Source organism: Shewanella sp. KJ2020, assembly GCF_024197625.1.
In the GTDB taxonomy this organism is placed as follows: domain Bacteria; phylum Pseudomonadota; class Gammaproteobacteria; order Enterobacterales; family Shewanellaceae; genus Shewanella.
Genome location: NZ_JAKUKD010000011.1, coordinates 78,009 through 96,269 on the forward strand (window position 1 = coordinate 78,009; position 18,261 = coordinate 96,269).

General features: G+C 44.2%; 20 protein-coding genes and 1 tRNA gene. 10 read left to right on the plus strand and 11 right to left on the minus strand.

Annotated features, from left to right (window positions below):
• Positions 1-37 precede the first annotated feature (37 nt).
• Positions 38-1,288, plus strand: coding sequence for a multifunctional CCA addition/repair protein (locus tag MJO46_RS06815; RefSeq protein WP_253988671.1), 1,251 nt, complete (start codon positions 38-40; stop codon positions 1,286-1,288).
• A gap of 233 nt (positions 1,289-1,521) precedes the next feature.
• Positions 1,522-1,788, plus strand: coding sequence for an Lpp/OprI family alanine-zipper lipoprotein (locus MJO46_RS06820; protein ID WP_007650000.1), 267 nt, complete (start codon positions 1,522-1,524; stop codon positions 1,786-1,788).
• Between the two features lie 613 nt (positions 1,789-2,401).
• On the opposite strand, the gene MJO46_RS06825 is transcribed toward MJO46_RS06820, so the two are convergent.
• From MJO46_RS06825 to folB, 4 genes are all read right to left on the minus strand, one after another.
• Entirely contained in the window at positions 2,402-3,262 is an 861-nt protein-coding gene (locus MJO46_RS06825; RefSeq protein ID WP_253988672.1) for a putative RNA methyltransferase, read from the minus strand.
• A gap of 83 nt (positions 3,263-3,345) precedes the next feature.
• Complete coding sequence (locus MJO46_RS06830; protein ID WP_253988673.1) at positions 3,346-4,146, minus strand: undecaprenyl-diphosphate phosphatase; 801 nt, start codon at positions 4,144-4,146, stop codon at positions 3,346-3,348.
• A gap of 18 nt (positions 4,147-4,164) precedes the next feature.
• Positions 4,165-4,668, minus strand: coding sequence for a 2-amino-4-hydroxy-6-hydroxymethyldihydropteridine diphosphokinase (folK, locus tag MJO46_RS06835; RefSeq protein ID WP_198782649.1), 504 nt, complete (start codon positions 4,666-4,668; stop codon positions 4,165-4,167).
• Positions 4,669-4,718: 50 nt separating this feature from the next.
• Positions 4,719-5,087 carry a dihydroneopterin aldolase gene (gene folB / locus MJO46_RS06840; protein WP_198782648.1) on the minus strand — a complete coding sequence of 123 codons (369 nt, stop codon included), beginning with the start codon at positions 5,085-5,087 and terminating at the stop codon, positions 4,719-4,721.
• Positions 5,088-5,356: 269 nt separating this feature from the next.
• Between folB and plsY the strand changes: the two genes are divergently transcribed.
• A complete protein-coding gene (plsY, locus tag MJO46_RS06845; RefSeq protein WP_198782647.1) occupies positions 5,357-5,968 on the plus strand; it encodes a glycerol-3-phosphate 1-O-acyltransferase PlsY in 612 nt (203 codons plus the stop codon).
• A 66-nt stretch (positions 5,969-6,034) separates the two neighbouring features.
• On the opposite strand, the gene tsaD is transcribed toward plsY, so the two are convergent.
• Complete coding sequence (gene tsaD, locus MJO46_RS06850) at positions 6,035-7,051, minus strand: tRNA (adenosine(37)-N6)-threonylcarbamoyltransferase complex transferase subunit TsaD (RefSeq protein ID WP_253988674.1); 1,017 nt, start codon at positions 7,049-7,051, stop codon at positions 6,035-6,037.
• Between the two features lie 215 nt (positions 7,052-7,266).
• On the opposite strand from tsaD, the gene rpsU reads away from it, so the two are divergent.
• From rpsU to MJO46_RS06885, 7 genes are all read left to right on the plus strand, one after another.
• The gene (rpsU, locus tag MJO46_RS06855) at positions 7,267-7,482 is read left to right on the plus strand and encodes a 30S ribosomal protein S21 (protein ID WP_006080725.1); all 216 of its coding nucleotides are present in this window, start codon (positions 7,267-7,269) and stop codon (positions 7,480-7,482) included.
• A 6-nt stretch (positions 7,483-7,488) separates the two neighbouring features.
• Positions 7,489-7,932, plus strand: a complete 444-nt coding sequence (locus tag MJO46_RS06860) for a GatB/YqeY domain-containing protein (RefSeq protein ID WP_007650007.1) — start codon at positions 7,489-7,491, stop codon at positions 7,930-7,932.
• Between the two features lie 83 nt (positions 7,933-8,015).
• Positions 8,016-9,740, plus strand: a complete 1,725-nt coding sequence (dnaG, locus tag MJO46_RS06865) for a DNA primase (protein WP_253988675.1) — start codon at positions 8,016-8,018, stop codon at positions 9,738-9,740.
• Between the two features lie 136 nt (positions 9,741-9,876).
• Positions 9,877-11,721 carry an RNA polymerase sigma factor RpoD gene (gene rpoD, locus MJO46_RS06870; protein WP_198782644.1) on the plus strand — a complete coding sequence of 615 codons (1,845 nt, stop codon included), beginning with the start codon at positions 9,877-9,879 and terminating at the stop codon, positions 11,719-11,721.
• Between the two features lie 249 nt (positions 11,722-11,970).
• Positions 11,971-12,047 (plus strand) — tRNA-Ile (locus MJO46_RS06875).
• A gap of 201 nt (positions 12,048-12,248) precedes the next feature.
• Positions 12,249-12,620, plus strand: a complete 372-nt coding sequence (locus MJO46_RS06880) for a hypothetical protein (RefSeq protein ID WP_253988676.1) — start codon at positions 12,249-12,251, stop codon at positions 12,618-12,620.
• 54 nt (positions 12,621-12,674) lie between these two features.
• Positions 12,675-13,367 (plus strand): hypothetical protein, encoded by a 693-nt coding sequence (locus MJO46_RS06885; RefSeq protein ID WP_253988677.1) that lies wholly within the window; start codon positions 12,675-12,677, stop codon positions 13,365-13,367.
• Between the two features lie 779 nt (positions 13,368-14,146).
• On the opposite strand, the gene MJO46_RS06890 is transcribed toward MJO46_RS06885, so the two are convergent.
• The 6 genes from MJO46_RS06890 to MJO46_RS06910 form a co-directional block, all read right to left on the minus strand.
• Entirely contained in the window at positions 14,147-14,476 is a 330-nt protein-coding gene (locus MJO46_RS06890) for a hypothetical protein (protein ID WP_105249895.1), read from the minus strand.
• A 108-nt stretch (positions 14,477-14,584) separates the two neighbouring features.
• Complete coding sequence (locus MJO46_RS06895) at positions 14,585-15,724, minus strand: AAA family ATPase (RefSeq protein WP_253988678.1); 1,140 nt, start codon at positions 15,722-15,724, stop codon at positions 14,585-14,587.
• A complete protein-coding gene (locus MJO46_RS06900; RefSeq protein ID WP_253988679.1) occupies positions 15,724-16,641 on the minus strand; it encodes a primase-helicase zinc-binding domain-containing protein in 918 nt (305 codons plus the stop codon). The genes MJO46_RS06895 and MJO46_RS06900 overlap by 1 nt, the downstream gene beginning before the upstream one ends.
• Entirely contained in the window at positions 16,631-16,921 is a 291-nt protein-coding gene (locus MJO46_RS06905) for a hypothetical protein (protein WP_253988680.1), read from the minus strand. Before MJO46_RS06905 ends, MJO46_RS06900 begins: the two co-directional genes overlap by 11 nt.
• A 120-nt stretch (positions 16,922-17,041) precedes the next feature.
• On the minus strand, positions 17,042-17,248 hold the full coding sequence (locus MJO46_RS19970) for a helix-turn-helix transcriptional regulator (protein ID WP_367880911.1): 207 nt from the start codon (positions 17,246-17,248) through the stop codon (positions 17,042-17,044).
• A gap of 93 nt (positions 17,249-17,341) precedes the next feature.
• On the minus strand, positions 17,342-18,250 hold the full coding sequence (locus tag MJO46_RS06910; RefSeq protein WP_253988681.1) for a hypothetical protein: 909 nt from the start codon (positions 18,248-18,250) through the stop codon (positions 17,342-17,344).
• Positions 18,251-18,261: the final 11 nt, after the last annotated feature.

Sequence of the window (18,261 nt, forward strand, 5' to 3'; positions counted from 1 at the left end):
TAAGCTATCCCTATGACAGATTAGCCGAATCATTCTAATGAAAATATACTTAGTCGGCGGCGCTGTACGTGACAGCCTGCTCAATCTCCCCATCAAAGATAAAGATTATATGGTCGTTGGCGCGACCCCGGAGCAAATGCTGCAACGGGGTTATCGTCAAGTAGGTAAAGATTTTCCGGTATTCCTCCATCCGACAACCCAGCAGGAATACGCCCTCGCAAGAACAGAGCGTAAAGTAGGATTAGGTTACGGTGGTTTTCACTGCTATGCCAGCCCAGATGTGACCTTAGAGCAAGACCTGCTACGCCGCGATTTGACCATTAATGCCATAGCTCAAGATGAAGAAGGCAAGTTATACGATCCCTTCGGCGGCCTAAAAGACATTGAAGCGCGCCAATTACGCCATGTTTCCGATGCCTTTATCGAAGATCCCCTCCGAGTACTACGTGTCGCCCGATTTGCGGCGAGATTCCATGCATTGGGTTTTAGTATCGCCAGCGAAACCTTAGCACTCATGCGCCATATCTGTGCGAGCGATGAACTCGGCGCATTAACGGCTGAACGGGTTTGGCAGGAAGTCGATAAGAGCTTAGGAGGGCCTAACCCTGAGATCTTTTTTGAGGTACTGCATCAATGTGGTGCCCTCGAAGTACTCTTTCCCGAAATATTTGCCTTATTTGGTATTCCTCAACCAGAAAAATGGCACCCCGAGATAGACACAGGCGTGCATACATTAATGGTGGTAGCCCAGGCAGCCCTACTCACCCAGGATAAAAGTGTACGTTTTTCCGCACTCGTCCATGATTTAGGCAAAGCATTAAGCCCTAAGGAACATCTACCTAAACATCACGGTCATGGTCAAAAGGGCTTACCCCTGATCAAAGCCCTTTGCACACGCTTACGCGTGCCGAACGAAATGCGCGATCTGGCACTATTAGTGAGCGATCAACACCAAAATGTCCACCAAGCGTTTGAGCTAAGGCCCGAAACCATCATCAAAATATTCGATAAAGCTGACTTTTGGCGCAAACCTGAGCGGCTCAATCAAGTTATTTTAAGCTGCATTGCCGACATGCGTGGACGAACAGGATTTGAAACCCATGAATATCCCCAGGGTGAGTATCTTGCTGAATGTTTTTTAGCCGCCAGCAAGGTCAATGTCAGTGCGATTATTGCCGCAGGTTTCCAAGGCGCAGAGATAAAGCAAGCACTCAATTTGAAGCGAATCGAAGCCGTTAACCAACTCAAACTCAAAAAGCAAAATGAGGCAGAACATGGTACCCGATAAATTGTAATCAAGTTGTAAACCCACCATCTCTTTATGGTAAATACCGTGCCATTTTTTGGTGGAAATCGTCGGAACAACCACTAAAAAACGCTTTTTTTAAAAATTTATATGTCTATAGTGGTTAAACGCATTAATATTCGTAGCAAATTAAAATAGCTATGTCATAATTAGGCAGTTTCGATTACAAAGTGGCGAAACATTCAAATCCAACCTATTTTAAGGGATTTTTTACAATGAACAAAAAAGTACTGATGATTGCTGGTTTAGCAATGACTGCCCTACTAGGTGGTTGTGCAAACACTACTGCTCTGGAAGAAAGCGTTGCTACTCTGGGCAACAAAGTTGATCAATTGTCAGCTGATGTCGGCTCTCTGAAATCTGAGCAAAGCAAACTATCTGCAGACGTTAAAGATGCTAAAGCAGCAGCTATGGACGCACAAGCAGAAGCTAAGCGTGCTAACGACCGTCTAGACAACGTTGCTTCTCGTTACAAGAAGTAATGATAAGTAATTAGCCTACAACTCAGTAGGTTAGGCTAAAAGGCTTGTGAAAGATGACAACGAACAGTGCATCCATCCAAGCCTTTTTTTATACCTTCAGTTTAAAGAATTCCTTCCTTTAATTAATAACCCTTAGCGAAAACATACCGAAACACTATCCCATTTTTGCAAGATTATCCCAGCCTTTAACCAGCCGTTCTTAAAATTAACCTTTGTATACTAGTGTATAAAACCTGTCGTTCAAAAAAGCATTAATCCGCTTTAAAATACCCTTCTGCTTTTTAATCTTTCCGCCAAACTTATACTTTTAAAATCCCTATACAAGGTGCGCTATCCCTTTTAAAAAAGTTATTTCTATAGACCAAGAATGCAGGCATTTTACAGAAAGCTTAATCATAAAAACTGAGGCCAGAAGGGAAACAAAGGCAAGATAGGCATTATATCTATCAACTAACAAATAAGCGTAAAGTTAACAATAACGCTGCCCTCGATTACCTTTACATAAAAACAACATAAAAACGTCAATATCTATCATGGACTTGCGTAATAAGAGGCTATTGAGCACCTTAAAACAAAATCCCTAAGCCCATGAATAGATTAAAAAACAACCGGCTCAACTATTGTTTTTAAGGGACTTAGCGCCATGAGAGGACTTTTGTGCCAACACTAATACAAAATCAATTTCGAGCAGTTCAAAGTGCTTTGCTTGGATATCATGTTTCATCTTATCCGTTGCCCGCCATGCATAGGGTGTCATATCCAATAAAGTTAATGCCTGTTCACCCGATACGGTCAGATTGAAACTCAGGGTTTGTGTTTCTTGAATTGATAATTCTGAGGGCAGATTAATTTGCAGCGATTTTTCCGTCAAATCGGGATAGATATATTCCTTTAACTGCCATAAATGCCGAGGACCAGGTACGACTAACAACATCACCCCTTGCTCTTTAAGTACGCGAACAGATTCTTTCCCCTTAAGAGGCTTATCAATCACAGTCACTAAATCTATGCTGTTATCGGCAAAAGGTAATACTTTTGAGGTGCTTAAACATAAAATACCGGGGGTTTGCGCTTTAGCTGCCGCAAAAATAGCATTTTCTGCGTCCGCAACGCCGCTGTAATGGACATTCGCCCCATCAGTAAGCTCTGAGAGCTTGGCAGACAAAGCCCGCAGGTAGAAGCCCTCAGCACACTCATAATCTAACAGACTGAGCTCTTCCTTCTGTAAATTCAGGATCATCATCGCCATTTTATCGATGAGTGGTGAAAAAATACCTGACTCTAATAGAAAACGCTTCGCTCTTACCTGCTGACGGGAATCCCCCGTCGGTTTTTGCCTTTGGGGAGGAGTAAAAACCCAATAACCTTGCTCATGTCTATCAAAGTGGTGCTTATTAGCGCAATAAAATCCCTGTGAGGCTTGATGCTGCTGCAATGCGAGCCCACATGTCGGGCATTGAAATTCAAATATCATGGTCGGCTCCCAAAAATTAACTCCGCTCCAAAACGAAAAAATCGGGTACTAGACCCGATTCTGACAAAACATCATTATGACTATTATAGGAAAATAAACCCACACAGGACTGCGCCCAGTGCCAAGCGATATATCACAAAAGGAGTCATTCCCATGCGGCTGATTATTTTTAAGAAATAGTGAATACAAATATAAGCCGCCGCAAACGAGATCAGAGTGCCCAATGTGAGCGCTTGATAATCAATGGGCAAAGGGCTTTCAGCTAAATCCTTACCGACTAAAATCGCCGCACCTAAACTAACAGGCACCGACATAAGGAATGAGAAACGAGCGGCAGCATCTCGACTTAAACCTAACATTAGTGCAGCCGTCATCGTGGCTCCCGATCTTGATGTCCCAGGAATTAACGCCAATGCCTGTGCAAAACCAATCAGCAATGCCTTGCGCCAACCCGTTTGATACACAGTTAAATCATGGCGTGACATCTTATCCGCCCACCACAGAAACAAACCAAAAACGACGGTAGTAACTGCAATAACGCCAGCATTACGTAAATGGGTTTCAATAAAATCCTTCGCCATAAACCCAAAAAATACAGCGGGTAATGTTGCTAGGATAATCCACCAAGCGAGTCTGCTATCATCTGAATGCTTGCCCTTAAAAATACTGGCAATCCAAGCATTGAACATGGTCCATAGTTCGTGTCTAAAATAAATCACCACTGCAAATAAGGAACCCGTGTTCACCGCAACATCGAAGGATAGCCCTTGATCTTCCCAACCTAAAAGCTGAGCAGGGAGAATAAGATGAGCCGAACTCGAAATAGGAAGAAACTCTGTTAACCCTTGAATCAACGCTAAAATAATTACCTGAAACGTATCCATGACAACCCTATCAACAAATTAAAACGTCAGCCCTACAGGCCACTCAAACGTCACAGGCCAAAGTCGCTGTGAATCTTTATCATACTCATCCCAGAGTGTTGCATAGCTCTTATGCAGCACTGGGTGGATCAATTCCGGAGCAAGTTCAGCTAAAGGCCACAACACAAAAGCGTTATTGACTATTTCGGCTCTGGGTAACACCACAGGGGTTTGGCACACAAGATCATCAAAGAGCAGTAAGTCTAAATCCAATGTTCTTGGGCTAAATTTCTTAGCGCCCACAAGCCGGCCGTGATTCTGCTCGATTTGTTTAAACTGCGCAACTACCTCGGCAATATTCAAATCGGTTTCGGCGCTTGCCACCATATTTAAAAAATTTGTCCCGCTAAATCCCACGGCCTCACTTTCATACATAGAAGAAAGTTTAAGTGGACCAAAGCATTCCCTTAATGACCGCAATCCCGCCTGTAAATAGCGACTGGGTTCAATATTACTGCCTAAACTAATATAAATAAGTGCCATGCAGATGTCCGAACTGTCTTTAAAAACGACAATAACTCACCACTATTATTTTAAATCTCGACTGATGCCCGTTGTGAGCGCTCAATCTCAACACCTACCGAGGCGGCGGTCGCAACGGCCCCTGGCTTCATTACGACAACCTTAACCCAAGCGACATTGAACTCAGCCAGCAAACACTCTGCAACCCGTTCGGCAACGGTTTCAATAAGTTCTATGGGTTGCTCGGTAATCAATTGGGTGATCCGTTTAGAAACAGTCTCATAGCAAAGTGCAAATTGGTAATCATCGCTCATTGCCGCAGGCTTATTGTCCCACGCCATATCTAAGTCTAGGAATAAGCTCTGCTGGATTTTCTTTTCCCAGTCATAGACACCTATCACAGTATCAACACGTAATTGCCGTATAAGTACCTTATCCATACAGTCTCCAACTGACTCATGACTATGAGGTCTGATAAGCTAAACACGATAGAGTCTGTATAATCCGCCATGTTCCAACAGACGACTAATTTACTTTCTACTCGCGCTAATCCAAAGTAGGATACTGTCCTAAAAGGATTTGTTCGTTAAGAAATTAACTCTGTTTTTAATAGTAGCGTTATCGCATTAACCTATGACCGAATACACCAGCCAAACAGGCTTTTTAAATTGTGGCGCGATAATACCTTAAGACGCGTAAGGAAACCAATGTGAGTCCATTAACACTGACACTTTTGATGATTGTGAGCGCCTATTTGGCGGGCTCTGTCTCAAGTGCTGTGCTGGTATGTAGGATGAGAGGTCTGCCGGATCCAAGATCCCAAGGCTCGGGCAATCCGGGAGCAACGAATGTGCTACGGATCGGCGGCGCAAGCTCGGCGGCTATGGTGCTATTTTTTGATATGCTCAAAGGCGCCTTACCGACTTATCTCGCCTATTTAATGGGGATCGATGCTATCTCCCTTGGGCTTATCGCCATCGCCGCTTGCCTTGGACATATCTACCCCATTTTCTTTGGCTTTAAAGGTGGCAAAGGGGTGGCGACGGCTTTCGGCGCCATGGCCCCCATTGGCGATGACCTTGCAATTTGCCTGATGGCTTCCTGGGTCGTGTTACTACTCATCAGCCGCTACTCTTCCCTAGCTGCGATTATTACCGCCCTACTCGCCCCATTTTATACTTGGTGGCTTGACGATCGATTTACCATCCCAGTGGCCATGTTATCGACACTGATCATCATACGTCATAAGGAAAACATTCAGCGGCTTCTCAAGGGTGAAGAGTCGAAAGTATCACGTAAAAAGCGTCCTAAAACCCCATAAATTCAGCTAGATTTCCCCATAAAAAAACTGCGCCTAGGCACAGTTTTTTATGTCAATATGCAGCTGTTATGCCACTGGCGGTAGGGTATCGAGTGGCCAACGTGGCTGGCCCTTTACCGCTAAATCTTCACATTGCCCAGCTTTTAAGCGCTGTAACCCAGCAAAAGCAATCATGGCGCCATTATCGGTACAAAACTCACCACGGGGATAGTAAACTCGGCCACCGATAGAGGTCATCATCTCGGCTAAGGTTTCCCGTAAACGAGTGTTGGCACTCACGCCACCGGCAATCACTAACCGGTTATAACCAGTCTGCTTTAACGCACGGCGGCATTTTATCGCTAAGGTATCGACAACTGCTTCTTCAAAGGCCCGAGCAATATTAGCGCGAGTCTGTTCGTCATCCGGCTCTGCGGCAATAGTGTTGGCGGTAAAAGTCTTTAGCCCTGAGAAACTAAAATCCAGACCAGGTCTATCCGTCATAGGACGGGGAAACTGATAACCCGCTGGCACGCCTTTGGCGGCAAGTTTGGCTAAGCGTGGGCCACCAGGGTAATCCAAACCCATTAATTTTGCTGTTTTATCAAAGGCTTCGCCCGCAGCATCGTCAACCGATTCGCCGAGCACTTCATAAAGGCCGATACCATCGACTTTGACCAACATTGAATGCCCACCGGAAACCAATAGGGCCACAAAGGGGAACTCGGGGGCATCCTCCTCAAGCATAGGCGCCAGTAGATGTCCTTCCATATGGTGCACCCCAATCGCGGGTTTATCCCAGGCAAAGGCGAGTGAACGTCCAACACAGGCGCCCACTAATAAAGCACCAATAAGACCTGGGCCCTTGGTATAGGCAATCCCATCGAGATCGGCAATCTCGGTATTGGCATCGTTCAGGGCCTGACGAATAAGCGGCACTATCTTACGCACATGGTCGCGGGACGCGAGTTCAGGCACTACACCACCGTAATCGGCATGCAATTTCACTTGACTATATAAAGCATGGGATAACAATCCTTGCTTATCGTCGTAGACGGCAATGCCTGTCTCGTCACAGGATGTCTCAATACCTAAAACCCGCATGGTGCCTCATCAGAAAATAATAAAAGGGCGTCAATTCTACCTGCATGTAAGCAATTACTCCAGTTACACAGGCCTATATTCTCCCCGCCCATAAACACAGTGCTGCATTAGGGCTTTACAAGCCTAGTTGTCTCGGTATAAAATTCCGCACCATTTTAAATAGACTTGGTTCGAGCAATTGAACCACACAACCTACACCTAAGGGGTGATGGCGTATGCCAATTATTAAAGTACGTGAAAACGAACCATTCGACGTAGCTCTGCGTCGTTTCAAGCGCTCTTGTGAAAAAGCTGGTATTTTAGCCGACGTGCGTGCTCGTGAATTCTACGAGAAGCCAACTACTGCACGTAAGCGCGCAAAAGCAGCTGCAGTTAAACGTTTAGCTAAAAAGCTTTCTCGCGAAAACGCACGTCGCGTACGTTTATACTAATCTCTTATGAGCCTAATTGATCAGCTAAAAGACCATATGAAACAGGCCATGATCGCCAAAGAGAAGGCGAGATTGGGCACTATTCGTATGGCATTAGCCGCCATCAAACAGATTGAAGTGGATACCCGCGAAACTCTGACTGATGAGCAGGTTATAGCGGTCTTAACCAAAATGGTGAAACAACGTCGCGATTCGATTGCTCAATTTGAAGCAGCGGGTCGTAACGAGTTGGCCGAAGCGGAAGCAGCAGAGATTCAAGTTATTGAAGCTTTCCTGCCGACTCCCCTCACTGAGGCGGAAATCGCAGCCTTCATTGATGCAGCTATTGTCGAAATAGGTGCATCCTCCATGGCGGATATGGGCAAAGTAATGGGAGCATTAAAACCTAAAGTTCAAGGACGTGCAGACATGGGCGCTATCGGCGCTATGATCCGCGCAAAATTGCAATAATTAGCGTTTCGATGTATGAACAAGCCGTGCCTATGCGCGGCTTGTTTGTTTAAATTCGCGTAAGGCGAGATTTTAAGCATTCAATGGCAATACCTCGTGATTTTATCAATGAGCTAATCGCTCGCACCGACATAGTCGAGCTAATCGATCGTAAGGTGCCCTTGAAAAAGGCGGGTAAGAACTACTCTGCCTGTTGCCCTTTTCATAGTGAAAAATCACCTTCTTTCACCGTTAGCCGGGATAAACAGTTCTATCATTGCTTTGGCTGCGGTGCCCACGGCAATGCCATCGATTTTGTGATGGAATATGACCGACTCGATTTTGTTGATGCCATAGAAGATCTGGCAGGACAACTTGGGTTAGAGGTTCCCAGAGAGCAAGGTACTGGCAAACGCCATGATGATGGTTTAAGCCGCGACTTATACCAACTAATGGAAGAAGCGAGCCGCTACTTTCAAAACCAGCTTAGACAACACCAAGATAAACAAAAGGTCATCGACTACCTCGCCTATCGCGGCTTATCCGATGACATAGTGGAACATTTTGGTATTGGCTTTGCGCCCGACGGCTGGGACGGTTTATTAGGCCGCTATCGTCAAAACCAAGACGCACAGGACAAACTGCTGACCGCCGGCATGCTGATCAGCAATGACAGTGGCAAGCGCTACGACAGATTCCGCGATCGTCTCATGTTTCCCATCCGCGATCGCCGTGGACGGGTAATTGGATTTGGTGGCCGAGTATTAGGTGATGGCACACCCAAGTACTTGAATTCGCCAGAAACGCCCATATTTCATAAGGGCAATGAGCTTTATGGCTTATATGAGCTAAAACAGCGCCATCGCGATCCAGAGAAGGTGCTGATCGTCGAAGGCTATATGGACGTCGTTGCCCTTGCCCAATACGGTGTCGACTATGCAGTGGCCTCCTTAGGGACATCCACTACGGCAGAACAATTTCAATTGTTACTCCGTAGTGCCAAGGAAGTCGTTTGCTGTTACGACGGTGACCGTGCAGGCACAGAAGCTGCGTGGCGAGCATTAGAAACGGCATTGCCGCTCTTAAAGCCCGGCGATCAAGTGCGATTTATGTTTCTGCCCCAGGCGGAAGATCCTGATTCTATGGTACGAAAAATAGGTAAAGAAGCCTTCGAAACTCTGATGAATAGCGCCATATCGCTCCCCGAGTTTCTCTTCGATACCCTAGCGACAAAATACGGTACGGATAAAGGCAACTTAGCCAAGCAAGCCTTTATCCTAATTGAAAAAATTCAAGATACTGTGCTACAAAATTTGCTGCTTGAGAACTTAGCTCACAAGCTCGGAATGAATAGCTCAGATGATATGAAGAAAAAGTTAGGCTTTAGTGTCAAACAAACTAAGCCTACCGCATCAGCAGGACTCAAAGGACGCGGTACTCCATTGCGACTCGCCATCGCACTGTTAGTACAGCATCCCGAGCTGGGAATGGGTTTACCCCCACAACCCGCACTTAATCACCTGCAGATGCCAGGCATAGATTTGCTGCCACTGCTGCTCAATTTAACTAAAGAGCATAAGTTAAACAGCGCACAACTACTTGAACAATTCAGAGATAGCCCACACAGCGGCACACTCCATAAATTGGCCCAATGGGACCATCAAGTGGCGGATGAAAACTTAGCAGAAAAGTTTAAACAGACCCTAGTTTGGTTGAACAATCAATATATTGAACAACGATACCAGGAATTGAGTCTCAAACAGACTCATACTAAAGAAGAGAAGATACAGCTCCAGAAGCTGATCTCAGTCATGAAAGGATTGAACTGAGGCAAAAATGTCCTCATTCACTATCCCAGTGACTAGCACAGATATGTGCACACGGCTATAATTGACGATTTGCGCGGCACTTAGCTTAAAACTAACTGTCCGTCGTTGTAACAGTTTCCCAACTTGGATGATATCTATGGATCATACTCCGCAGTCGCAACTCAAGCTGTTGCTTGCCAAAGGTAAAGAGCAAGGTTACTTAACCTATGCAGAAGTGAACGATCACTTACCTGCAGACATGGTCGATTCTGACCAGATCGAAGATATTATCCAGATGATAAATGACATGGGTATTCGGGTGTTCGAAGAAGCCCCCGATGCCGATGACATGATGATGTCGGAAGACAACACCGACGAAGATGCAGCAGAAGAAGCCGCAGCAGCCCTCGCCACAGTAGAAAGTGAGCTTGGTCGTACTACCGATCCCGTGCGCATGTATATGCGTGAAATGGGAACCGTTGAGCTTCTGACCCGTGAAGGCGAAATTGTGATCGCCAAACGCATCGAAGAAGGCATCAACACAGTTCAGAGCTCCGTCGCCGAATACCCACAAGCGATCGCCATGATCCTTGAACAGTTCGACCAGTTTGAGGCCGATGAACTGCGTCTGTCTGATATTATCTCTGGATTTGTTAATCCAGACGAAGAAGATGTCGCACCAACCGCTACCCACATAGGTTCAGAACTGTCGGATGAAGATCTTGACGATGAAGACGACGAAGATGAAGACGATGAAGAAAGCGGCGATGAAGATGATGACGGCAATAAAGGCCCTGATCCTGAAGAAGCCCGTGAACGCTTTAGCCAATTAAGAACCGCCTATGAAAATGCGCTCAAGATCATTGAGGCTAAAGGTCGTGAGCACCCTGAGTCGGTCAAAGCTTTATTCGAAATCGGCGAAATCTTCAAAGAATTCCGTCTAGTCCCTAAACAGTTTGATCGTTTAGTGAAAAGCATGCGTTCTATGATGGACCGCGTGCGCGTGCAAGAGCGTTTGGTAATGAAGCTTTGCGTTGAGCAAGCCAAAATGCCGAAGAAAAACTTTGTTAAATTCTTCACTGGCAACGAAACCAATCTCGATTGGTTCCATGCTGAAAAAGCCTCAAACAAACCTTACGCCGAAGGCTTAAGAATGGTTGAGGAAGACGTGCTGCGCTGCCGTAGCAAGCTGGCCGCCGTTGAAGAAGAAACAGGCTTAGCCATTGCGGCAATCAAAGACATCAACCGCCGCATGTCCATCGGTGAGGCTAAAGCCCGCCGTGCGAAGAAAGAAATGGTTGAGGCCAACTTACGTCTGGTAATTTCTATCGCGAAGAAATACACCAACCGTGGTCTGCAATTCTTGGATTTGATCCAAGAAGGCAACATAGGTCTGATGAAAGCGGTAGATAAGTTCGAATACCGTCGTGGTTACAAGTTCTCGACCTATGCCACTTGGTGGATCCGTCAGGCGATTACCCGTTCTATCGCCGACCAAGCACGCACCATCCGTATTCCAGTGCATATGATCGAAACGATCAACAAGCTGAACCGAATCTCTCGCCAAATGCTGCAGGAAATGGGCCGCGAGCCTTCACCTGAAGAACTGGCTGAGCGTATGATGATGCCGGAAGACAAGATCCGTAAGGTACTGAAAATCGCTAAAGAACCTATCTCCATGGAAACCCCAATCGGTGACGATGAAGATTCGCATTTAGGTGATTTTATCGAGGATACCACCCTCGAATTACCACTGGACAGCGCCACCAGCGAAAGCCTGAAGAGTGCTACCCACGAAGTATTAGCAGGTCTAACCGCCCGCGAAGCAAAAGTGCTGCGTATGCGTTTTGGTATCGATATGAATACCGACCACACGCTGGAAGAAGTGGGCAAACAGTTTGACGTGACCCGTGAACGTATTCGTCAAATTGAAGCCAAGGCGTTACGTAAGCTGCGCCACCCTTCACGCTCTGAAATCTTAAAGTCGTTCTTAGACGAATAGTCTAATTCGACACTCAATCAAGCCTCGCCACAGTGCGGGGCTTTTTATTGCAGTAATACCTTTAAATTCCCTTGCGCCCTTGTCCTTGACCCACTTTAGCCATTGGAATGGGAGATTTAGGCTATTCAATTGCTTAACAGATAACCAATTGAATCAGTTGCGTGAATTTCAAACCAAAACACGGGTGACAAGCGCAAACAAGCTTAGTATACTTCCTCCCGCTTTAGGTAATGACGATTACCTTTAGTCGGCCCCTTAGCTCAGTTGGTTAGAGCACACGACTCATAATCGTTAGGTCCACGGTTCAAGTCCGTGAGGGGCCACCAATTCTGATAAGGCGTAGCAGGTTAGTAACCGCTACGCCTTTTTCATATCTAAGCATTACAGTTGCTGTAACGGGTGACGTAGTGTTTAAACTCGCATTAGAATTTATCTTGCTTGCCTACTACTCGTAATGTTTATACAGTGCATTTATCAAGGGCCACCGTGTATGTTCATGGGGGACATTTATAAGGATAAGGACAATCATGAAATTAATTGTGATGATAGCGGTTCTACTGGCGCTTTCCGCTTGTACATATACTTCAAACATGAACGTAGGGACTAATTTCAGTTCTGAGCAAGCAGCTAAAATAGTAAAAAACAAAACAACTGATAGTGAATTAGTGGCTCTTTTAGGCCAACCACAAGTTAAGACTGTTATAAATGAAACCGATGTAAAATGGATTTATAGCTACACAGAGGGCAGTGCTTCGACTCAGGCCTTAACAATGAAAACCACCTCTGATTTTACTATTCATACGCTTGATATTTTACTGAGAAATGGCGTTGTTCTTAACTTTGCTGAAACGCATACTCCAATGAACATGAACTTGAACACACAAAGCACAATAAAATAGCTGATAACCCTGAACATTAGCCCGTTAATGGCACCAAACTTGTAGACGTGGAAAATGGACATATTAGATAAATATCATCTTAAAGACTGGTGGCTACAAGCACTAACTCCTAGCCAAAGGGAGCAAATTGCCAATGATTACCAGCCAATGGGCTTAATAAGTCATCCACCGTTTTTATATCAACCACTTTCTAAAAATGGACATAGTGGCATGGGTATCTGCGGTCTAATACACGTTCTAGCTTGTGTTGCTAAGGGTCAAGCAAAAGATATTTTATTAACAAAAACGGAAAGCGTGACAATTGCAGAATACTCTAACCCGAAGACAAACCTCATTGATGTACACCTTGTTTTAGGCTCACTTATCAAACATCACTACGCGTTGCGGGAAAAACTCGACCACTACGAAAGGGCAAAAGAGCTGTGTTTAATGCAAATAGCCATAGCCGATAAAATAGCCAACAAATTTCGTCACCCCGAAAGACCTAAAGAATTAAAACGGCTTCATCAATTAACGGGTATGAAGCACCCTTATTATGATGAACCTCAAATGCTGCCCTCACATACAGGCTACAAGCAACTAGCGATTATTCTTGAGAAAGAAGGCGATCTTGAAGGTGCATTAAAAATATCTAAGCAAGCCCTAAAGCAAGGATGGACAGATAATTATGAAAAACGCATCGACAAACTTAACCAAAAGCTAGCGAAGAAAAAGATAGCCAAAGTCCGCACAACACCAAATAGCTAGATTTAATTTCACTACCCACATTCGACGAATCGCGCCCCTGTATGTTTTGAAGTAGCCGAAAAGTGGAGCATCTAACGTGTCAGAAAATAGACTAATGTGTGTGACTCAAGCCGATACTTTCACCACTTTTTAAAAGCCATTTATCCTTCCATGAATGGCGCTCTAACGTGTGTAATATGTCCCTCCCCTAACGTGTCACAAAACTGGTGCCAAGTTCTAGGCCTCTAAAGTGTGCGATAAGTTTTCTCCTCCACGTGACTTCCAAATAATACCTTTTTGACCATGGAAAAATCTTGCCACCTTTTTTATGAGTAAGAAAACGTCACGGCGGTTTTTTGGAGTATTTCAAAAAGAGTAAAACCTTGCCGCTTTTTTATGAGTGAGAAAACCCCTCACTATTCGAGCATAACTTTAAAATTATCGGGCTACTGAGTGCCGAAAAACCATTGCATACGACTAGACCACATTAAGGCAATTGCGAGGGGGCCCCCTGTCTGAAAAATTAGAAAAATTGAAAACCTGTTATCATCACCACCAGCAATGATAAGACTCACCATCATTAACCAACTCTAGCAATTAACAATAACATCCTGAATTTATGTGATTTATCTAGAATTTTTAATTTTCCTAAAATTTCTAATATTCTGATTTCCCCTACCCCACCCGATAAAAACTACTGGAGGATGGCGGACTGTTAATATTACTTGTTTGGTTTTATGTTCAATGCTTTAGGGCTTCATGCACTAAACCATAGTATTATTTTTTCCATCTCCAATTTTTCAAAAAAGTCCCATGCACTCATCCATCACTTGGATTTCGGCTTTATCTTTCAGCATGCTTTGCATCGCACTTGATTTGTGCAAATTGTTTTCATTGTAAATTCTGGTAGCTATGTCTCTATAAACCTTTGGCATGTCGCTATACATTTTTAGGGTTTCATCAAGACTTTCACCAAGTTGATGCCCTATCACCATATTGCCAGCTAATTTAGCTCTTAGTGTGCATCTTTCGATCTTTTCGTTATCAGTTTCAGATTGAACGAATGACACGCATATTGCTGTTGTTAATGATGTCGCTATCATTAACGATGCTATAAGTAGTTTTTTCACGTTATTCTCCAATAAAATTTAAATTAGCTTCACTATAATTCACGCTCTTAAGCGCCTCTAGCAGGCAATAAAATGCCCCCAATTAAGGAGGCTTAACATTCAAATTTTCTAGCTGACTGGTGATAATAATTTCAGCCGTTTTGATGCAGCGGGATCACCTGCAAGCCTCTTTGTATGTTCCCATCGATAGCCAACTTGGTAATCACCGCCTATGTGCTTCTCCAACACCTTTCTAACTTTGGGTCTTGGGGCAGCAATCGCCTTAGCGACTGTCTCAATGATATCGGTTTTTAAGGTAATTCCCTCGGCTATGGTATCGGTAATTGCGGTAATGATCTCAATGTTATCCTGCCTAGACTGCTCAACATCAGCTACCTGCAATATTTTCTGAGCGTCTAACTCGCCCCGTACCTCAACCGTTGCCATTAAGTCTTTATAACTCATACCTTGCTTGCTGCGATAATACACATTCAGCTTTTGCGCCACGTCCCCACGTTGCTTATTGTTCTCAAAGGTCACTAACTTTTCAGAACCATTAAGCGAGGGCGAAACAGACACATCCATAATGTATGAGCAATCACAGTCCTCTAATAAATCAGACGTACCAGCAAACACCCGCTTACCTTCACCGTCACGATTTTTATTAGTGTGAGCAAGCATGATCACCGAACCACCTTTAGATGAAAATGAGCGCATCATAGTGCCGAACATTGTTGAGGCTTGTTTGTTCATAATGTCGGTAAACTTCTTAACGGTATCAAGTATCACTACCTTTCCAGCGCAATCATCAGTACCAACTAGATGATTTATCACGCCCTCAAATGCTGCTACCGTAAAGCCTTGAAAGTTAGGCGATAGCATTTTAAACCCGTATTCCTCCGCCAGCTTAAGCTTATCGATCATCCCTTTACCGTTATCATCTGCATTTATGAAGTAAACATTTTCGGCGTCAACATCACCAGCTTTGATTGAATCAATCAGCATTTTTAAAATAATCAAGGTTTTCCCCGTATTAGGGGCGGCATAAAATACCGTCATCTGACCAGTAATAGCCAAATCTTTAAGTATGTAAGTATCTGATTTCATTTTTTCCGCCATCGCTTCAGACTGACCATTTAAGGCAAAGTCATCAAAGCTCATTGAAAATGGTTTACTGCCTTTCCCGCTTTCATTGGCTTTAGGTCTTATCGGCTGACTAATAACCTTCAAGCGTTCAGCTTTTGAAATATCAGCACAGTCCGTACCCATTAGGCCACCTCCTGTATTGCTGGTGGCATTATGTATGCGCCATTAACCGCTAAGGCTGCCCTGATAGCTTCACGCTCGCCCGTTCTGCTCTCGTCATTATCGGCAATAATCACAATGTCAGTTTTTGGCCTACTTTTCCGCACAGCTAACGCAACATTAATCAAATTACCTGCACTGAAGGCACACAATACCAACGCACTGGGTACGCACTCCGCCACCGCTGCACAAGTGGCAAAACCTTCACCTATGTATATCTGATTACTGTCTTTACCTGATAACGGATAAAAGCCGCCTTTTAGCTTTGTACCCCACAAAATGTGCTTATCTCCGCGAGGCTTTATAAACTGCAAACCCGATAACTTAGGGTTAAATATTGGCACTACCAGCGAGCCAATATCCATCCTGTGATCACCATATAAGTGAAGCGTGTTCGCTAACTCAAACGTATTAAATGGCTGCACCTGTTTTGCCTGTAGATAACTATTGCTGGCAAGGGCAGGCTTACAGGTTTTAAGTGTACTAAGCGCCCTTGTAGCGGCTTTGGCTTGTTTAGCGGCAAGTTTTAGCGCCTCTTGCACCTTTGCTTGTTCAGCCTTTCGTTTACTGCTCTCAAGGGCTGCGCTATCGACTTTATGACCAATGGATAAACCCACATAAGGCTCGACCATTAAAGCCGCTTCTCGTGCGTTTACGCTATGCACTTTAGCTACCAGCGATAAGCCATCACCACTTCCACAGCCTCGGCAAACATAAGTCCCGCGACCTTCTAAATCATCAAAGGTGAAACGGTCATGGCCGCCACAATTGGGGCATGGTTGCGCTTTGTTATAGTGAATATCACCGCATAAGCTATTGAGTATGCCAAGCCAATTACCATTAGCGAGCGAGGTGACATTGCGAATTAAATTATCCTTCATATTTTGCCCCCTCCCTTAATTGGTAGTGATAATTGCATAGGTCTTCAATGGCATACTTGATTGCCTGAGTTAAGTTAACAATTTTAAAGCCTTCTAAAATTGCTATTTCTCGGATTTGGTAGTTAAGCCTTTCACCTTTGTAAGGCTGACCTTCATAAAGCATTACTAAGGTATGGCGGTCGAGGTAGAACTGCGCGCCCTTTGCACTGAGCAAGGTTTTAATATTCTCAACTGTGGCTGTTGGTCGCTGCTTAGGTTGCTTAAAAGTTAGATAAGTCATATCACCCTCCAACTTTTGCTTTGAATTGCAGACATGCTATGCTTCGCCTGATAGCTTTTTAATCGGGCTTTCAACCAAGCCGCTAAAGTCCTGCAAGACTTGTAGCGGCATTTTTTTTCCTTATTCATGGTTGGGTGCCTCCAAGCTTGAAAGCCAGCCATTGTATTGCTCGACCGTCCAACCTACTGCGACACCTCCTTTCATCAACGGTCTCGGAAAGGTTTTCTCCTTAGCCCACCAACGCCAAATAGAGCGCCTATCGCGGCCTGTAAGTACTTCCATTTCTTTATAAGTGATAAGAGGTTGTAGCTGATTTGTTTGTGTCATAATAAAGCCCCTAATGTAATAACAAGTCTTAATTGAACTTGTTGATGAACAGATTAGAGCACTGTTTCATCGATAACAGGGGGCTATGATTTTTTAACTCTGACTATTTTTACCGAAGTATTGCGAAACCTTATTACAGTATGACGGCCAAGAAAATTCCTCACTTCTACCTAAATAGCAAAACACTATAACCCCCTCCTTACCTTCCTCAAAATTTGTCACAATGCCTTTCGCTTGAAGCCTCTCTGCAAGGCTACGAGGTTTTGAACTAGCTGATTTTAAAAAATTCAATGTAGCCTTATCATCTTTAAGCGAATCCAAGGCTGATGTCATGACAGATCCCCTTTTTGAAGTTTCTCCGCCTTTTTGAGCTTTAGAGATAAGCTTACCAACTATTTTTATTTCACGTAGTTCAAAATCCAGTAACCTGCCTAAAGGAGCACACAACTTAGCAATCACCTGATGTTGAATCGCTTCCAATTCAACAAGATCTGCACCATTGTTTAGTTCTGCATTAATTTTGTTTTCAAACTCACAAATACAAGCTGCAATCCAAACGGGAAACCAATCAATAGGCTCTTTAATGTCACCAGTCCGTGTAAATAACGCACAGTAAACTTCATAATCTTTAGGCTCTATTAAGTAACTCAAACTAGATTGAACGTTTGGAAATAATTTATGCCCAGCTTTTTGCGCCTCATTTAAGTTTAGTGGATAGGGTTCAATCTTCTTTTTTAGGTTTCGCCCTTCTCTGTTTTGTTGCAATACAGCAATCAATTCAGGAAAATCCCAAAATAATTGGCAAACCCGTTCAATTTCTTCCCAAACAACTTTTAAGCATGAGTCTTCAACATTTAATAACAAAAAGCCATGTGCGCTCAGTGTTGCTTTATTCAACATGGTCATAAGAGCAGCATGTTTATCACTCGTTTGACCTATTTTTTGCCATAACCCTTCTTTAAGCTCAGTAAAGCACCCCGAGTCTCTTATCGTAACTTTCATATTTCCTCCTT